This window comes from Rhizobium sp. Root483D2, assembly GCF_001426685.1.
Classification (GTDB): Bacteria; Pseudomonadota; Alphaproteobacteria; order Rhizobiales; family Rhizobiaceae; genus Pararhizobium; species Pararhizobium qamdonense.
In genome coordinates, this window is sequence record NZ_LMFB01000041.1 from 1 (window position 1) to 15,935 (window position 15,935).

Sequence of the window (15,935 nt, forward strand, 5' to 3'; positions counted from 1 at the left end):
GCCGGGATCGAAAATGGCAAACATGACCCGCTTGCGCAGTTCGAACGGCGACCGCACACGATCCTGGGGTGGGGGTGTGCGCAGGTGTTCGATCTCGTCGGCTGCTTCGTCGCAGATCGTGTGCTTGACCGGATCACCGAATTCGTCGCGCGGCCGATAACGGCGAAGTCTTGAGGTGATATCATTCAACGGAATATCCTCGGCTGCTGACATTGCGACAGTGCCCTGGTGTTCAATCTCTGGCATGGTCAAATCCTCATCGGCATCAGGATCGCGAAACTTTCGGTTTCGCCGGGTTTCATGATCATCGCGGCATCGCCGGGCTGCCCGAGCTTCATCTCAATGTCGCCGGCACCAAGCGCTCCGATCACGTCGCGCAGAAATTTTCCGTTGAAGCCGACCTCGACCGATCCATCGGCCTGGGCTTCCACCTCGTCCTCGGCCTCGCCGTTCTCGCCTGGCTTGCTGGTGAGGCGGACGGCGTCGGGGGAAAAGTAAAACTTGACGGCTGAGCCCTTCAGCGTGTTGACGGTCAGAACGCGGCCGATCGCGCCGTCGAGCTGCTTTCCGTTGATCCGGATGGTCTTGTCGTTGTTGAGCGGCGTGATGCGGTCGTAGGCGGGAAAGGTGCCATCGACGAGCTTTGACACGATGACGAGATTTCCGAAGGTCAGCTCGATGCGTTCGTCCGATAGCCGCAGGGCAACATCGCCTTCCTCGGGCAGTCGCTTGGTGATGGCGCGCACCGTATCCTTCGGGATTATGACGGCCGGTAGATCGGGCAGCTCGTCTTCGTCGATCTCGACCATTGGCATCAGGCGGCGCGACAGGCGGGCGCCATCGGTGGCGACGAACATCAGTCCGCCAGGGTGGACGTGCATATAGATGCCGTTCAGGTAGTGCCGCGTCTCCTCGGTAGACATCGCGAACTCGACAGCATGAAGGCTTTTCTTCAAGCAAGCGGCATCCAGTCCTAACGCATGGGTGAGGTTTTCCGTCTTCAGCCGGGTGTAATCGCGTGCTGGCAGGGTCGGCATCTTGATCTTCGCGCGCCCGGCCTTGATGACGATATTGTCAAAGCGCGTGCCCTGGTCGGGGTTGGCGATCTCAACTGGACCATCGGCCATGGATTTGACGGCGCTCTCGAAAAAGGAGTAGGGCGCCGTAAAAGGCTGGAAAGTGTCTGCAAAGGCGGCCGTACAGGTCGCCGAAATCTGGATATCAAGATTGCTGCCTGTCACAACGAGATCACTGCCGCTCTTCTCGAAAAGAGCGTTGGCGAGAATCGGGATGGTGTTGCGCGAGTTGATGGCGTCGTTGACCGACGACAGGGCTCCGAGCAGCGCGGATTTTTCAGCTTTGAACATAATTGGCCGTCCTAGTGCTGGAGAGAAGATCCGCGAGGGCGCGTTCGTGCGAGGGGGGGGCAAGCCCGAAGGCATGCGAAAGCTCCTCCATGGCCGCCGTGACATCGCCTTCAGCGAGGTAGCGGTAGGCGCGCTCGACAGATCGCGTGTCATTGTCGCCCAAGGGAAACAGCTCGTCGTAGCGATCGGCAATGTCATCATCGCTGAAGTCGGACAGACCAGCGTTGACGGATACAATGATCTTCAGGTCAGGCAACGTCTTCGGGTCGAGACCCGTGGCGGCAAGCCACTCCTGGACGCCTTTCTGGCGGGCATTGGCAAACACAATCTGCTTGGCTTCCGTGAAAACGGCCATGGGTTATCTCCATTCCGGTGCGAAGGGGATGTCATCGTTCATGTCGCTGGCGTAGCTGCCGCCGTTGGTACCGGACGATTGGGAGCGCGAGGAGGATGCGCCAGCAGCGCGGTCGGCGTCATAGCCGTAGTCGCCAGCGCCATCGCCGCCAGCGCGGTATCCTGAGCCCTCGCGCTTGCCGGAGAGCATGACGAGCGATGCACTGTAACCCTGCAGAACGACCTCTGTGGAATACCGGTCCTGGCCGTGATTGTCCTGCCACTTGCGCGTCTGCAACTGGCCCTCGATATAGACCTTGTCGCCTTTCTTCACGTATTGCTCGACGACTTTGCAGAGCGCTTCATTGAAGATGACAACGCGGTGCCATTCAGTCTTTTCCTTGCGCTCGCCCGAGGTTTTGTCGCGCCAAGTCTCGGAGGTTGCGATATTGAGGTTGGCGATCGGCCGGCCGTCCTGGGTGCGGCGGATTTCTGGATCGGCGCCGAGGTTACCGATCAGGGTGACTTTGTTGACGGAGCCGGACATCAGTGCTTCGTCCCGCCGCGCGAAGCCAGGATGAATTTCAGGTAGTCATCCATCATCAAATCCGAGATGTGCGACATGCTTTCGATGGTCGCGCGAACGCCGTGTTCCACCGGACGATCAGTATTGAAGCCGCTGACGAGGCCGATCATGGCGTAGGTGGAAACCAGGGCGAAATCCGCCATGGCGTCTGCAATGGTCACATCCTCTTCGGCCAGGCCGCGTGCGTAGGAAGCCATCGCATCATGCAACGCCTTTGCGGCGAGTGTCTTGGTCGCCGGATGGCGCATTTGCAGGGTATCAGCAACATTGTTCAAGCTGGGATTTTTCATGACTACCTCAGTTGTCGTGCGAGGGCGGAAAGCGATGCCTGTTCAAGGATCAGGTCTTCGCCGATCAATCGGTACGCAAGTTTTTTGAATTCCTTTTCGGCGCGCTCGGCCTTCCATGGCTTGATTTCGCCCGTGGTTTTCGGCCTGTTCCAGCGCGGGAATTTGCCCGCTGCACCCGGACCGAAGAGAGCAACCGCCTCGGCAACCAGCATGCGGCCATCCATGTCCTTCACCAGCTTTCGCTGCTGATTGGTCCACAGAGCCGGGACGGGAAGATTTGCCGCCTGGTATATCGCCTCGTCCCATCCAGCTTTGCACTGGGCAATCGCGTCGAGCAGCTGGGGTGACCCGGCGCGCTTGGCAAACAGTTGTGCCGCAGGGGTAATGAGATCGCCGAGGATCCACTCGTGGGCATCGTGGAGTAGGAAAAGGCGGGCTGGCAGGGTGCCGTGCCGTTCATTGATGATCGCCTGCGCGCCCATGGTGCAGTGCTGCGCGACCGAAAGAGCCGGGCCGTCGTTGCGGCCGTTGAAGCGCGAGATTTTGGAGAGCGTGTTAGCGATTTCGTGGAAGCAGACGACAGCAGCGTCCGGCTGCGCCATGTCAATGACCGATCCGCCGTTCCAGACGGTCAGGACGCTATCGGCGCAGAGGCGCGGCAGGGCAATGGTCATCAGCGGCTCCAAAGGCATGCGTTAAGAAAAGGTGGCCAGTCCGGAAACTCGATCGCGAGGGTGCCGCGATCCTCGTCGCGCCAGAGGCTGAGGAAGCGGGCGCTTTGGCCGGCATAGAGCTGGCTGGCAAAATCTGCGGCTGCGTGCCCTTCGGCTACCGCGTCGTGCAATGCGACCTGGTGAAACTGCCGGAAGAACAGCAGTGCGAGCGCCTGGCCGACAATGACCAGGACGCACGCGCCTATCAGGAAAGCGGATGGTTCGAGAACGCTCATACCCGGTCCGCCATGGCGAATTGGCGATCGAGCTCGATCGCCGCAGACCCAGTTGCAAAAGCCAGATACAGCAGGATCAAAACAGCCGCCGCCCACAGCGCCGGGCACGCGGCCGCGATGGCGCGATACGGCTGCTGTGGGCGGGGCAGCACGATGACGGGAGGGGTCACGCGTGCGCCAAAGGGGGTGAAATGATTTGTATCCATTAGGCGACCTGCCGGACGGATTGGCGGCGAGCGATGTCGCGGGCCGTAGCGGCAAAACGGGAGACCGTTTTCGTTGTCCATCCCCGCTGGACCAATGTCTCAACGCTGACATTCTGGTCAGCGAAGGCCATCTCACGCATGTCGTCTGCCATACGCTCCTCCAAGGAGCGAATGCAGCGAGGCGCGGCGGCAATCTTGGCAAGGGGGTTATCTGGTTGTGTGCAATAGCGTATCATCCTCATCCCAATCCTGTTGTATGGATAGGAATAATATGCATAACGCACATCAACTGGTCAAGATGTAATGTGCAATATGCATATTCTATGCACGAATGCACATTTTATCGCTGGTTTTTCAGCTGTTGACAGGAGAAATTTTCCAGCAAAATGTTCGACTTAACGGGAGTTGAACTGGATGGATAAATTTTTGGAGGTTGTCGGTATCGCGATAGTGCTACTGACGCTGGGCGCTTTGTTGCTGTTAGTGGCAGGGGCTCAGAGCCCGCTGATCCTCTTACCGGCGCTTCCTTGGGCGATACCTTCAATTATTGGTGGAGTTGTGATCGCAGCATTTGGTTCGATGTTGGGACAGCTGAAGGCGATAAGAGACGCAGCGGAGCGCCAGGCTGCGATCCTCCAAAGGATGCTCAATAATCGAAACTCCAACTAGCTAAGACGCCGCCTTGCCATTGCGTTGGACGTCTTGAATAGGCTGCTCAGGATTTCTGTTCGCGAAGCGCTGTGCAGAACGCCGAGGCTTGATATCTGTGACAAAGGCAAAGTAGCGAACGGGCACATCCAGCATCATGGCGGCATTAACGCTTTCGAGATGATAAAGGCCCGGCTGGGAACCCGGATACGGAGTTTTTACTAGGACTCTGTCGTCTTCAAGGAAACACACGCAGACTTCACCGAGATGCTCAGGGCGTGGTGCTTCTTTCTCATCGTAGAATATCAGCCATCCATCGTTCGCTAATCCACGCATAGAATCACCCCGTACTTCTAACGCTTCGGTATTCATTGATGCATCGAGCGGCGCGGGGACCTCGCCATAGTTGCCATCCCCTGTAGCAAATAATACGGAACCTTCAGGTCCAGCGCCGGCTAAGCCAACAATTGGGACAGTGGTAGGAGCGCCGTCAGGGCCGTCACCCTCACCAGTGAGAAGCCAGCCTTCGCCTACACGAAATGCTTTCGCGTAACGATCGGCCGCGCGAGAGAGGCCTCTGGTCCCTTGTTCGTGTTGAATATACGTCTCATACGACCAGCCGAAAAACCGCGCGGCGTCCTTCGCGGTTTTAAAACCACGTAAAATCCGAGCTTTTTCAAGCCGTTTAGCTGCATCGGGACGATCATCGTATTCCATAGTGTGCAAAAAGCACGTTAACGATGTGCGTTTCGACTTGACGTTATAATGTGCGTTATGCATATTGAAACCTATGAAAAAGGATTTCGACGTTCGGGCGCTGCGAGAGCGCATTGGTTGGGGGCAAGATAAGCTCGCTGCTTATCTGCGCGTGGATAGGTCCAGCGTTTCTCATTATGAGAACGGTAGGCCCTTACGGGGGCCTGTTTTGCGTCTTCTTGAAATTTTGATTGAGGCCGCTGACGCGGGCACTGCCGACGCCTTGGTAAGAGAGACGGAGGCTGCGGAATGACGTGGCGTATTCATAAGGTCCCCCTTGATCTGATGGGCTGACCTTACGGGCGCGGCAAGCGCCAATCACTGAGAGATTTTCTGAAAAAAGTTCCTTGACTTTCGGGGAGGGAAACGTGCGCTCAATTTCTGACAAACAGGGCAAGATGCTGAAGGGTGCGACCCTTCGCAGCCTCACCATGGCCGGGGGCGGATCAGTCGTCCAGCACTCCACCCGTATCAACGAAAAGACCCTGTCGAAGCAGGCGTCCGGTTCTGATGAGCATGAGAAGACATTTGCCGCGATCGATGTCGCGGTCGAGATCGACATGCTTGCGGGAACCCCGATCATCACCGCGATGATGGCGGAAATGCTCGGCTATCAGCTCGTCCCCATTGATACCGAAGGTTCGGGGCATGTGGCCGAGGCGCTGGCGCAGCGCGATGCAGTCCACCTGATGGTCGAGGCCATGGATGCCATCAAGGTGTTCAACGACGCGATGGCGGACAACCACCTGGATGCCAGCGAGAAGCGTGCCGTCGCCAAGGAATTTGAGGATGCCATCAAGGCCTTCCGCGCCATCATGGCGAGGATGGCCTCATGACCAGCAATGTCTATTTCAACTCCATCAATCCGAAAGTTGTTACCAGCCAGGCCGTACGGCCGACGATGCCGGTCTGCGGCCGTGGCCGCCATCTGTTGCGTTTGGCCGTCCGGGACGGATGCGTCCAGATTGCGAGCCTCGCCGACCGTGTGGCTATCGAGCCGGTCCTTGCCAACGGATACGCCCTTGAAAGTGATCTGCCGCGGGGCGAGATCACGCCGACGGAGAAGGGCCGGGGATACCTTTATGCCCTGACGAAGGTCGAATGATGAGGCTGGGCACACTGTATCTCAGCATTGGTGACCGCAGGCTTCTCGCCGGCATTCGGCGCGAAGCGAGCCGCCTGAAGTGCGATCCCCGCGATTTTGTCGTCGCCCTACTGGTCACAGTCGTTCGCGACAAGATGATCGATAACATCCTTGATGGCGACCGGCCCGAGGATATTGCGACACCGTATCAGCTCTCCCGGCGCGACGACGGCCTGACAGCCCGGCAACAGGAAATATTCGGATGGCTGACGGCAGAGGCGGCAAAACGGCAAACCGACGAACTGAGTTGCACCTATCAGGAAGTCGGTGACGCGCTTGGTTTCGATCCATCCATCGTTTTCAAAGCAGCACGATCTCTTGAGCGGAAAAAGATGATCACGGTCGAAAGACCGGAACATCGTTGCGCTCGCACCGTCTGGAAGATCCTGCCGAAGCAGGAGCTGGCCGCATGATGGATTACGCGAGCTTTCTCAATGCCAAAATCCAGATGGCACCGGTCCTCGGCTTTGAAGTTGCAGAAGATGAGATCAATTCAATCCTGCAGGGCCATCAGCGACTGATTGTGAAGTGGGCATGTGCCGGTGGGCGCCGCGCCATTTTCGCCTCGTTTGGGCTTGGGAAGACGATCATCCAGCTGGAAATCCTCCGCATCATCGCCGTGCGCTTTGGTGGGCGAGGGCTGATCGTTGCGCCTCTTGGTGTGCGGCAGGAATTCAAGAAAGACATTTATGTCCTGGCGACCGGCGATCATCCGAAGATTACGGATGCGCAGCGTGAAGACCTGGCTGCCTGGCAGCACGGGCACCCGGAGCGCGTACCGTCGATCACGTTCATTCGATCGGTAGCCCAGGCTTCCGCCACTGGTCTCTACATGACCAATTACGAGACGGTGCGCGATGGAAAGATCGATCCGCGCGATTTCACGGCGACGAGCCTCGACGAGGCATCCTGTCTTCGCGGTTTTGGCGGGTCAAAGACCTTCCGGGAATTCATGCGGCTCTTTGCCGGTATCCGGTTCAAGTTCGTTGCCACCGCCACGCCGTCGCCCAATCAGTTTATCGAGCTTCTGGCCTATTCCGCCTATCTCGAAATCATGGATATCGGCCAGGCGAAGACACGGTTCTTCAAAAGGAACAGCGAGAAGGCCGATACTCTCACCATTCATCCGCACAAGGAGCGAGAGTTCTGGTTGTGGGTTGCGAGCTGGGGCTTGTTTGTCCAACGGCCGTCCGATCTCGGCTTTTCCGATGAAGGCTATGACCTGCCGACGATGCGGATCAACTGGCACGAGTTGCCGGCGGACCACAAGGCGGCGGGAGCTGACAAGCGCGGACAGTATCGGCTCCTGAAGGACACGTCGGCATCCCTTGCGGACGCTGCGCGAGAAAAACGGGACAGTCTCCCGGCCCGGATCGCGAAGCTCTTGGAAATCAGGGCGGAAGACCCTGGCGCGCACCGGCTGATCTGGCACGATCTCGAAGCCGAGCGAGCAGCGATCGAGAAAGCCATACCATCTGCCGTCAGCGTCTACGGCAATCAGGATCTCGACACTCGCGAACAGGCGATCATCGACTTTTCGGAAGGCCGTTTTTCGGAACTGGCAGCAAAGCCATCCATCGCCGGTTCCGGCTGCAACTTCCAGCGCCACTGCTGGTGGGCAGTCTTTCTCGGCATCGGCTTCAAATTCAACGATTTCATTCAGGCTATCCACCGCATCCAGCGGTTCCTGCAGACGCACGAAGTTCGCCTCGACCTCATCTACACCGAGGCCGAACGTCCCGTGCGCGAGAACCTGGAGGGGAAATGGCGCCGCCACGAGGAGCAGATGGCCATCATGACTGGGATCATCAAGGAATATGGCCTGTCGGCCGCTGCCATGGCCCACACGCTGCAACGGGCAATGGGCGTCGATCGGATCGAAGTAAGCGGGGAGGGTTATCGCCTCGTCAACAATGACTGCGTCATGGAGTGCCAGGCGATGGCAGCCGACAGTGTCGATCTGATCGTCACCTCCATCCCGTTTTCAACCCAGTACGAATACTCACCCAACTATGCCGATTTCGGACATACCGACGATAACGGCCATTTCTGGCAACAGATGGATTTCCTCATCCCCGAGCTGTTCCGGGTTCTGGCGCCGGGCCGGGTCGCGGCCATCCATGTCAAGGATCGCATCGTTCCGGGCGGCATGACCGGATTGGGCTTCCAGACGGTTTACCCATTTGCCGACGACTGTACCACGGCTTTTCGCAAACACGGCTTCGCCTTCCTGTCACGCAAGACGATCACCACGGACGTTGTTCGCGAAAATAATCAGACCTACCGGCTGGGCTGGAGCGAGCAATGCAAGGATGGCACCCGGATGGGCAACGGCCTTCCGGAATATCTCTTGATCTTCCGGAAGCCGCCGACTGACGCGTCCAACGGATATGCCGACAAGCCCGTCAAGAAAGACAAGCGGGAATGGAAGCAGGAGGCTTGGAGCGGCGAGGGCTATTCACGCGCCCGCTGGCAGCTCGACGCGCACGGTTACGAGCCTTCGTCGGGTGAAAGGCTCCTACGGCCGGAAGAGTTGCTTGGGCTTGATGCTAGCCAAATCTTCCAGCTTTGGAAAGCATTTCAATTGGATTCGGTCTATGATTTCGAGCATCACGTGAAGGTCGCCGAAGCGCTCGAGGAGCGTGGCATGCTTCCATCGACATTCATGCTCCTACCGCCGCATTCGAAGCACGATGATGTCTGGACCGATGTCACCCGTATGCTGTCAATGAACACGCTGCAGGCACAACAGGGCCGCGAGTTGCATCTTTGCCCGCTGCAGTTCGACATCGTCGATCGCGCTATCCAGCAATTCACCGAACCGGGTGAAATGGTCTTCGATCCTTTCGGAGGGCTGATGACGGTTCCTTATCGCGCCATCAAGCACGGCCGGCGCGGATCGGCCGTTGAGTTGAACTCCGGCTATTTTCTCGACGGCTGCAAGTACGTCGAAGCCATCGCGCAGGAGAAGGCAATGCCATCCCTCTTTGCGCTGTTGGGGCTGGAGGCTGCCGAATGAGCGAGCCTCGGTTTTACATCATCTCCGACGATCCTGTCGTCGCAGTGCTTTTGTTGTTCGGGTTAACGCCGCGCGCCTGGCCGGAGTTTCTTGTTCCCCTTTCCGACCCGATAGCGATCTCAAGCATTCCAGACGGCGCAAAATGCCGGGGCATGATGTTTTCGGGCCGCGAGCGGTCAGCGGCGGAAAGAGCCTGGCGGGCGCGGCGCGGACAGGGCGGCATCGCCTTCATTGGTGATGAGGATGAAGAGTGGATCACGGCGCAACTGACTGCTGTCGAGCATGAAGCACCGGCGGCGCCTCTTGTCCGGCCGGAACCGGAACTCAAGAAAATGCCTCTGTCGCAGCGCTGGACCTGAAGGAGACCGCTATGGGCATGCACCGACGTTTCGATAAGCCATCTCGCGTTCTGCTCGTGGTTGGTCCCACCCTTGTTCAATGCGTCGAAACCGCCAAGCATTACGGTATCGAACGCGTGGCTTCCGACAGCATGCGTAGTGTGACCGACGCTTGCCGTCTTCGGGGATGGAGAGCGGGTACGCCCTTCATCGCGCACGATCGGGAAAGCTGGTCTGCTACCAAGAAAGGCCAGGACCTCGACACGGTGCTGGGAATCCTTGTGCAACAGGGCCGATTGCGGATCGCCAAAGCTCGCGATCTCAAGGAAGCGGGCGCCGTGGTGTCCAGCGAGGTGGCGCGATGAGCACCTTGCAGAAAGCTGATACGCAGCGCGCACAGAGCGCCGCCATGTCGGGCCGGATGGATGAACGGACTGCTTTAGCGGCGATCGTGCTTTGGAACTGCGGCCATTTCGACACGAAAGACATCAGCGATGTTTTGCGGGTTGGTGAAGATGCCGTCTATCGAACGCTGCATGCGGCCCGTCATATTAGCGCGGGCAAGCCATGAGAGGTATCACGCAGAAACAGTCTCCGCTGTCTGTGAAGGTGCGTGTACACGCGTGTCTCGAATGCGGGGGCGCGACAGTAAAGAGCGGTGACTTCTGCTCAGCTGGCTGCCGCTCGGATTTCAACAATCGCCGTAAGCGTCGGGGCGCCGAGCTGTACGATCTCTATATGGCGCACCGTTTCGACCGTGCCGCAGCCCTCGATCTTGGTGTTTTCCAGGCTATCAATCGGCTTGCCTCCAATTATCGTCAGGAAGATCACTCCGAGCGCGACAGTCGCCGCAGCTGGCGGTCGCCTGCCTTGGTGATGGAGGAGCGGCCATTCCTCAAATCTGTTTCGACACGGATCAGGAGCGGCCGATGACAAGCATCATCGACGAATTTATCGAGGAAGCGCGCGGGGTTACTGTTACGGAAGCGGCCGCTCGTCTGGGCATCAACGTGACGCGGGCAAACTATGCCGGGCCTTGCCCATCCTGCGGCGGTAGGGATCGCTTCGCCATCAACCCTTCGAAACAGGCGTTCAACTGCCGCCGCTGCGGATCGGGGGGAAAGGACGGCATAGGCCTGATGGCGCTAGCAAACGAACATCAGCTTTCGACGCGCAGTGGTTTCCTGCTTGCGTGCGCGGATGCGCTCGGGAGGGGCGTGCCTGATGAAGGCGAAACTGAGACATTGGAAGAGCGCCAGGCGAGGCTCGACCGTATTGCCGAGCAGAAGCGGAAAAACGCAGAGGCCGCCGCTGTCAACGAAGAGCAGCAGAACTCCTATCGGGAGAAGGAAATCAACCGGGCTCGGGGGATTTATTTTCATGCGACTGAAAACGGTGGCGCGGTGCGGGAGTATCTACAGCTTCGCACCGGCTTCATCGTGCCTGACAGTGTTCTGGTCAATCTTCGCCTCGAACCGAAGCTGACTTATTGGCACGGCAAGGACGATCGCGGTTTTGACCGGTCAATACATTGCGGTCTAGCTATGGTTGCGCCGTTTGTGACATTGCACGGCCGCGTGACGGCCTGCCACCTTACATGGATTGATCTGTCGCGCGGGCCGAAGTACCGACCGGATCTTGGCCTGGACGATGACGGCGCCCCGTTGCCAACGAAAAAGATGCGCGGCACGAAGCGTGGTCATTTCATTCCAATTTTTGGGCGCCTCGATGCCGAACGGTGGGTTGGCGGCGAAGGGATCGAAAATGGCGTGGCAATTGCTGGCGCCGAAGGATTTCGAGACGACACGTTCTATTTTGCGGCTGGCGACATCAACAATCTGGCAGGCCCGGCTGATCCGGCTTCGTCGTTCACGCATCCTACTTTGAAGAAGGCTGATGCGAAAGCACGACTGCGGTCCATTCGGGTCCAGGGCGCCGTGCCAAAGCCAGATCAAACTGCTGACGAGGCTATGCCCGTACCCGATCATGTTAGCAGCCTGGTACTTCTGGCGGATGGTGACAGCGAACCCGTTTTTACGGCCGCTGCCATGGCCCGAGCGGAGAAGAGACATTGGCGCGTCGGACGCGCCATCAAGACATGGTGGCCACGGAAAAAGTCGGACTTTTCCGACATGCTTGCCACAGCAATGGGGGAACGTGCGTGACGAAGCTGAATGCGCCGGCGGAAATGCCGGATGATGTGGTTCGCTTGCTTGCCGAGGCTGAAGCTCAACGGCGGGCCTATGAGGGATACCCCGAAACCCCTGATGAAGATGAGGCATCAGCCGATATTGTCGCGGATGGAGAACCTCCGCCATCTGTTGATGTGGATGTTAACGTTGATCCGGCTTGTGTCGAATATTGCGCGACGCTTGATCACAGCGACACGGATAACGGTATCCGCATGAAACTTCACTTCGGGTGCGATCTGGTCGTGATTGCGCAGGAGAAGGCGAAACAGCCTCTTTTCGCCGTTTGGACCGGATCTCATTGGGATGTTGCCAACGGCGGGCCAAAGTCCCTCGCAATTGCGCAGCGCCTTGGTAGCCGTATCGCACTCGAAACCATATATCTGACCCCGACCGCACGGGAACAGAAGCAGATCGAGGCTGGTCGGCTGGTCGAGGAGATGGCCGAAGACGATCGCGGCCCTGTCGAGCGTCGATTGCTGGCACTTGCTGAAAAGGCGACAGAAGCGCATGCCAAGCGCGTCAAGCGCCGCATGGATCACGCCGTTTCGTCTAAGAACATAGCACGGATGAATGCGGCCATGGCCTGCTTGGCGCCGCACATCATGAAATCGGCGGACGATTTCAACGCCGACAATATGAGAGTGGCCGTCAAAAATGCCACCTTGCACTTTGTGCGTAAAATGGAGCGAAGGAAGAACCCGAAATTCATTAGCCCTGCCGATACACCGAACGTACCGCCTTTCGTCGATGTATGCGTCGATTCATCGCTGGAGACCGTTAAGGGGCATCGCCGCGCCGACTTTATCACCCATGTCGTTCCCGTCGATTATAAGCCAAAAGCGACATGTCCGCTCTGGACCAAGTTTCTTACCACCATGATCCCCGACGATGCGGTCCGCCGCCTAGTGCAGGTGAGTTCAGGTCTCGGACTTCTGGGTATCACAGTTCAATACCTGTTCTTCCATTACGGCGACGGCGCTAACGGTAAGTCCGTCTACATGGAAACGCTCTGCCGTTTGCTGGGAGAGGTATCAGTAACACTGCCAGCCACCAGCTTCATCGGGGAGGGTAGCGGATCAGGAAGCGCCAACCCCGACATGGCCCGACTTCTCGGTCGCCGAATGCTCCGGGTTAAGGAACTGCCCGAAGGCGAGGATCTCAGGGAAAATCTTGTGAAGGAGGTGACGGGCGGCGAAACCATCACGGCTCGCGACCTATTTTCCGGCTACATGGATTTCAAGCCGCTGTTCATCGCCATGATGAGTGGCAATGGCTATCCAAGGATCTCCGGTATCGACGATGGCATATGGAGGCGCATGGCTGTCATCCATTGGCCCATCAAGGTGGCGAAGGCCGAGCGGCGTGAATTTGAGGAGATCGTTTCATCATTCGAGCCGGAGCATGCCGGTATCCTGAACTGGTTGATCGAAGGTATCCATATCTTCCTCAAGGAGGGGCTGGTCATTCCGGCCGCTGTCGAGCGGGCAACCCAGGAATATCGAGACGATATGGACCGCACCGCCGGGTTTGTAACGCGATGTATAATCAAAGACGAGGCAGCCGATCCGCTTCAGGCAAAGGACCTGTACCACGCCTATTGCAACGATACGATCGACCAGGGCGGCAAGCCCATGAATGTCACGGCGTTCGGGCGAGCGATGGCCAAGAAGTTCCGCAAGGACACATCCGGCCGCCTGGTGGTCTATCTCGGGATACGCCTTGTTAATGTTCCAGTCGGCCGAGAAGTCACACCGGAGCCGCCCTACGGTCGCTTCGACGATGTGCCGCTTCATGAGCCGTACGCATGATGCTCCCCGCAACCCCTCAGAGAACCACTCAAATGACCGTAAACCACTGCGATTGTTCGATAGTTGCGATAGTTTCAGCGAGAGTTTTGCGACAGTTGTAGGGGGTGAGGGGCGAATGAATTCAATGAGTTGCGATAGTTGCGATAGTTTTCGCGTGCGTAATTATAAGAAAAAGGGGAGGTTTGGCACCATTCCCAAAATCAACTTGATATGCGTGAGAAATACTATCGAAAACTAGCGATGTAATTGAAAATAATCAATAAAACTATCGATATAACTATCGAACAACTATCGAAACTATCGCAGGGAAGTTGAATATGAAGACTATGATGATTGAGCAGCTTCTTATGTGGGCTTTTAACGAAGAGTTGCCCAAAATCGATGCCGGGATTGGTGGCCCTAGTGCTGCGCCTTCGACGTGGAACGCCGTGCAGGAGATGATCTCTCTTGGCACGATCGTGGATCGCCAGCCGAACCGGCATGGTGTCATTTCAGGCTTCGTTTCCGATGGTGAGGCGCATCCGGATGCTTACATCGTGAGCGCTTGCGTTGCGCGACTGGCGGAGACTGAAGGATTTAATGTTCCGCCGGCATGGGCACCCTTTCCGGAATGGCCAGACGAGCATGGGCTGATCGCAGCGGCTGTGGCGCGGATCAGACTGGAGGAGATGGGAAGGGCTGGGAGGCTGAATGGGCGCCATGTCGTCAATCTGGTGCGCCGCTGCGCCATCCTGAAGTCTGGCCCTGATTGGCGGGTCTCCGATGCACCTAAGATCGTCAAGGAAGGCGACAAAGGGAAGGGAGCCTGGTTCGTGACCAGGACAAAGAAGGATCGGCTTGGGAACACGGTCACCTATTTGGATAACGGCTTTGACAAGCGGACTAGGCGCCCGAAGAAAGGGGCATTCCAGAAATTCAGACTTGCTACGCCGATCCGCGGGGCCGTGATTGCGCGTATGGAATGGCAACTCTGGCAATCTGCACTGGAGATGCTCCATGGCTTGTTGAACGGGCGGCTTTCCAGCATTGATTTGCTTCCTTTCCGCCCATACTACCAGCCATGGGTGACCCAAATGAATTTGGTCGAAGACGCGTAAAGCATTGAATTTAGTGATCTTTAATTTGAGTTTAGCCTATTGACCTGCGACAGAACTGAAAGTACATTTTGCTTACGGTGAAAACCAACCGATCAAACCCGCAGGCGGAAACGCCGGCGGGTTTTTCGTTTCTAGCGATGGAGGCGATCATGAAATCGGCGCGGTAATAGCGCCTTTGGACCTGCGCTCATTGCGGGCACACGATAGGGGACTGGACATGAGCAGCATTAACGAGCCGATGAAGCGTGCAGTCGAAAGTCTGGAACAACAGGCTGAAAGGCATGAAAACCACGTCCTCTACTTGCGTGCGGAGCTTCAGAAAGCTGAAGATGCAGGCAAACAGGCGCGGGCCGACGCCGCAGAAATCCGCAAAAGTCTCGGGCAGTAGTCGCGAGGCGATCATCGGGCGGGTTTAACTTAGCCATTGGGGCATACCCACCATGATCGACGCTCACATCAAGTTCGATCTTCGAATGTTTGAACGGGACATGAAGTCCATCGAGCGCAAGCAGATGCCATATGCGATCGTGCTGATGCTCAATGAGACGGCCAAGGGTGGCCGTGTCGAGGTTCAACGCGAAATGGACAAGGTCTTCGATCGTCCGACGCCATATGCAAAACGCGGTGTGGTGTATGATCGGGCAACCAAGCAGAAGATGCAGTCTGCTGTCGTTGTCACGGGGGACAGGACAAAGGGTGGATTGCCAGCAACGGCATTCCTTGGCCCCCAGATCCAAGGTGGCATGCGGGCGCATAAGGCTTTCGAACGACAGCTGATCCAGCGCGGATTGATGAACAAGCGACAGGTTGCTGTTCCCGCCAATGCCGCGCCTTTAGATCGATATGGCAACATGACGCAAGGGTTTCTTAATCGCGTCATGGCCGACTTGAAGATCGACTATCGCGGTGCAGGTGCAACGCGTGTTCGGACGGACGCTTCGTTGAAGCGCAACAAGAACTACCGCAACGCTCGATTCTTCGCACCAAAGCCCGGATCGCCGTTGTTTCCGGGGGTGTATCAGCGCAACCCATCAGATCAGTCGATCAAGCCGGTGATCCTGTTCGTGCAAAACAGGGGATACAAGGTGCGGCTGCATCTGAAGTCAGTTGTGGAACGGTATGCCAAGGCGAACCTGATCGACAACTTCGAGGCTGCGTTTGCGCAGGCGATGCGGTCGGCGAGGTGAAGCCGAGCCGGTCGA

The 15,935-nt window shown here is 57.5% G+C and carries 24 protein-coding genes; 13 read left to right on the top strand and 11 right to left on the bottom strand.

Going from position 1 to position 15,935, the window contains the following annotated elements; all coding sequences use genetic code 11:
- The 9 genes from ASD32_RS24740 to ASD32_RS30850 all read right to left on the bottom strand — a co-directional run.
- Positions 1–246: hypothetical protein (locus tag ASD32_RS24740; RefSeq protein ID WP_156383338.1), on the bottom strand; the 246-nt coding region annotated here is incomplete at its 3' end.
- Between the two features lie 2 nt (positions 247–248).
- A complete protein-coding gene (gene dnaN, locus ASD32_RS24745; RefSeq protein WP_060640705.1) occupies positions 249–1,367 on the bottom strand; it encodes a DNA polymerase III subunit beta in 1,119 nt (372 codons plus the stop codon).
- Entirely contained in the window at positions 1,354–1,722 is a 369-nt protein-coding gene (locus ASD32_RS30140) for a hypothetical protein (RefSeq protein ID WP_060640706.1), read from the bottom strand. The genes dnaN and ASD32_RS30140 overlap by 14 nt, the downstream gene beginning before the upstream one ends.
- Before the next feature lie 3 nt (positions 1,723–1,725).
- A complete protein-coding gene (locus tag ASD32_RS24755) occupies positions 1,726–2,247 on the bottom strand; it encodes a single-stranded DNA-binding protein (protein ID WP_060640707.1) in 522 nt (173 codons plus the stop codon).
- The gene (locus ASD32_RS24760) at positions 2,247–2,576 is read right to left on the bottom strand and encodes a hypothetical protein (RefSeq protein WP_060640708.1); all 330 of its coding nucleotides are present in this window, start codon (positions 2,574–2,576) and stop codon (positions 2,247–2,249) included. Before ASD32_RS24760 ends, ASD32_RS24755 begins: the two co-directional genes overlap by 1 nt.
- A 2-nt stretch (positions 2,577–2,578) precedes the next feature.
- A complete protein-coding gene (locus ASD32_RS24765) occupies positions 2,579–3,250 on the bottom strand; it encodes a hypothetical protein (RefSeq protein ID WP_060640709.1) in 672 nt (223 codons plus the stop codon).
- Positions 3,250–3,525: a hypothetical protein gene (locus tag ASD32_RS24770; protein WP_060640710.1), complete on the bottom strand. Its 276-nt coding sequence runs from the start codon at positions 3,523–3,525 to the stop codon at positions 3,250–3,252. Before ASD32_RS24770 ends, ASD32_RS24765 begins: the two co-directional genes overlap by 1 nt.
- The gene (locus tag ASD32_RS24775; RefSeq protein ID WP_060640711.1) at positions 3,522–3,731 is read right to left on the bottom strand and encodes a hypothetical protein; all 210 of its coding nucleotides are present in this window, start codon (positions 3,729–3,731) and stop codon (positions 3,522–3,524) included. The genes ASD32_RS24770 and ASD32_RS24775 overlap by 4 nt, the downstream gene beginning before the upstream one ends.
- Complete coding sequence (locus tag ASD32_RS30850) at positions 3,731–3,883, bottom strand: hypothetical protein (protein WP_244490263.1); 153 nt, start codon at positions 3,881–3,883, stop codon at positions 3,731–3,733. Before ASD32_RS30850 ends, ASD32_RS24775 begins: the two co-directional genes overlap by 1 nt.
- Before the next feature lie 262 nt (positions 3,884–4,145).
- On the opposite strand from ASD32_RS30850, the gene ASD32_RS24785 reads away from it, so the two are divergent.
- Complete coding sequence (locus ASD32_RS24785) at positions 4,146–4,400, top strand: hypothetical protein (protein WP_060640713.1); 255 nt, start codon at positions 4,146–4,148, stop codon at positions 4,398–4,400.
- Here the strand turns inward: ASD32_RS24785 and ASD32_RS30855 are convergent, their stop codons facing one another.
- Positions 4,401–5,159 carry a LexA family transcriptional regulator gene (locus tag ASD32_RS30855; protein WP_244490264.1) on the bottom strand — a complete coding sequence of 253 codons (759 nt, stop codon included), beginning with the start codon at positions 5,157–5,159 and terminating at the stop codon, positions 4,401–4,403. It lies immediately after the preceding gene.
- Positions 5,160–5,503: 344 nt separating this feature from the next.
- Here ASD32_RS30855 and ASD32_RS24800 point away from each other — a divergent pair, with 344 nt between their 5' ends.
- From ASD32_RS24800 to ASD32_RS24830, 7 genes are read left to right on the top strand one after another with little or no spacing between them, the layout of a single operon-like run.
- Complete coding sequence (locus ASD32_RS24800) at positions 5,504–5,971, top strand: phage regulatory CII family protein (protein ID WP_156383340.1); 468 nt, start codon at positions 5,504–5,506, stop codon at positions 5,969–5,971.
- Positions 5,968–6,240, top strand: coding sequence for a hypothetical protein (locus ASD32_RS24805; protein ID WP_060640716.1), 273 nt, complete (start codon positions 5,968–5,970; stop codon positions 6,238–6,240). Before ASD32_RS24800 ends, ASD32_RS24805 begins: the two co-directional genes overlap by 4 nt.
- On the top strand, positions 6,237–6,692 hold the full coding sequence (locus ASD32_RS24810) for a hypothetical protein (protein ID WP_156383341.1): 456 nt from the start codon (positions 6,237–6,239) through the stop codon (positions 6,690–6,692). Before ASD32_RS24805 ends, ASD32_RS24810 begins: the two co-directional genes overlap by 4 nt.
- Positions 6,689–9,298, top strand: coding sequence for a DNA methyltransferase (locus tag ASD32_RS24815; RefSeq protein ID WP_060640718.1), 2,610 nt, complete (start codon positions 6,689–6,691; stop codon positions 9,296–9,298). The genes ASD32_RS24810 and ASD32_RS24815 overlap by 4 nt, the downstream gene beginning before the upstream one ends.
- Complete coding sequence (locus ASD32_RS24820; RefSeq protein ID WP_060640719.1) at positions 9,295–9,657, top strand: hypothetical protein; 363 nt, start codon at positions 9,295–9,297, stop codon at positions 9,655–9,657. The genes ASD32_RS24815 and ASD32_RS24820 overlap by 4 nt, the downstream gene beginning before the upstream one ends.
- An 11-nt stretch (positions 9,658–9,668) precedes the next feature.
- Positions 9,669–10,001 carry a hypothetical protein gene (locus ASD32_RS24825; protein ID WP_060640720.1) on the top strand — a complete coding sequence of 111 codons (333 nt, stop codon included), beginning with the start codon at positions 9,669–9,671 and terminating at the stop codon, positions 9,999–10,001.
- Complete coding sequence (locus ASD32_RS24830) at positions 9,998–10,207, top strand: hypothetical protein (protein WP_060640721.1); 210 nt, start codon at positions 9,998–10,000, stop codon at positions 10,205–10,207. Before ASD32_RS24825 ends, ASD32_RS24830 begins: the two co-directional genes overlap by 4 nt.
- Before the next feature lie 98 nt (positions 10,208–10,305).
- On the opposite strand, the gene ASD32_RS29825 is transcribed toward ASD32_RS24830, so the two are convergent.
- Entirely contained in the window at positions 10,306–10,467 is a 162-nt protein-coding gene (locus ASD32_RS29825; protein WP_156383342.1) for a hypothetical protein, read from the bottom strand.
- 98 nt (positions 10,468–10,565) lie between these two features.
- Here ASD32_RS29825 and ASD32_RS24835 point away from each other — a divergent pair, with 98 nt between their 5' ends.
- From ASD32_RS24835 to ASD32_RS24855, 5 genes are all read left to right on the top strand, one after another.
- Complete coding sequence (locus ASD32_RS24835) at positions 10,566–11,801, top strand: P4 alpha zinc-binding domain-containing protein (protein WP_060640722.1); 1,236 nt, start codon at positions 10,566–10,568, stop codon at positions 11,799–11,801.
- Positions 11,798–13,636 carry a phage/plasmid primase, P4 family gene (locus ASD32_RS24840; protein ID WP_244490265.1) on the top strand — a complete coding sequence of 613 codons (1,839 nt, stop codon included), beginning with the start codon at positions 11,798–11,800 and terminating at the stop codon, positions 13,634–13,636. Before ASD32_RS24835 ends, ASD32_RS24840 begins: the two co-directional genes overlap by 4 nt.
- A gap of 317 nt (positions 13,637–13,953) precedes the next feature.
- Positions 13,954–14,733 carry a hypothetical protein gene (locus ASD32_RS24845; protein ID WP_060640723.1) on the top strand — a complete coding sequence of 260 codons (780 nt, stop codon included), beginning with the start codon at positions 13,954–13,956 and terminating at the stop codon, positions 14,731–14,733.
- 217 nt (positions 14,734–14,950) lie between these two features.
- A complete protein-coding gene (locus ASD32_RS24850; protein WP_156383343.1) occupies positions 14,951–15,121 on the top strand; it encodes a hypothetical protein in 171 nt (56 codons plus the stop codon).
- Between the two features lie 52 nt (positions 15,122–15,173).
- Positions 15,174–15,920 (top strand): hypothetical protein, encoded by a 747-nt coding sequence (locus tag ASD32_RS24855; protein ID WP_060640725.1) that lies wholly within the window; start codon positions 15,174–15,176, stop codon positions 15,918–15,920.
- The last annotated feature ends 15 nt before the right edge of the window (positions 15,921–15,935 follow it).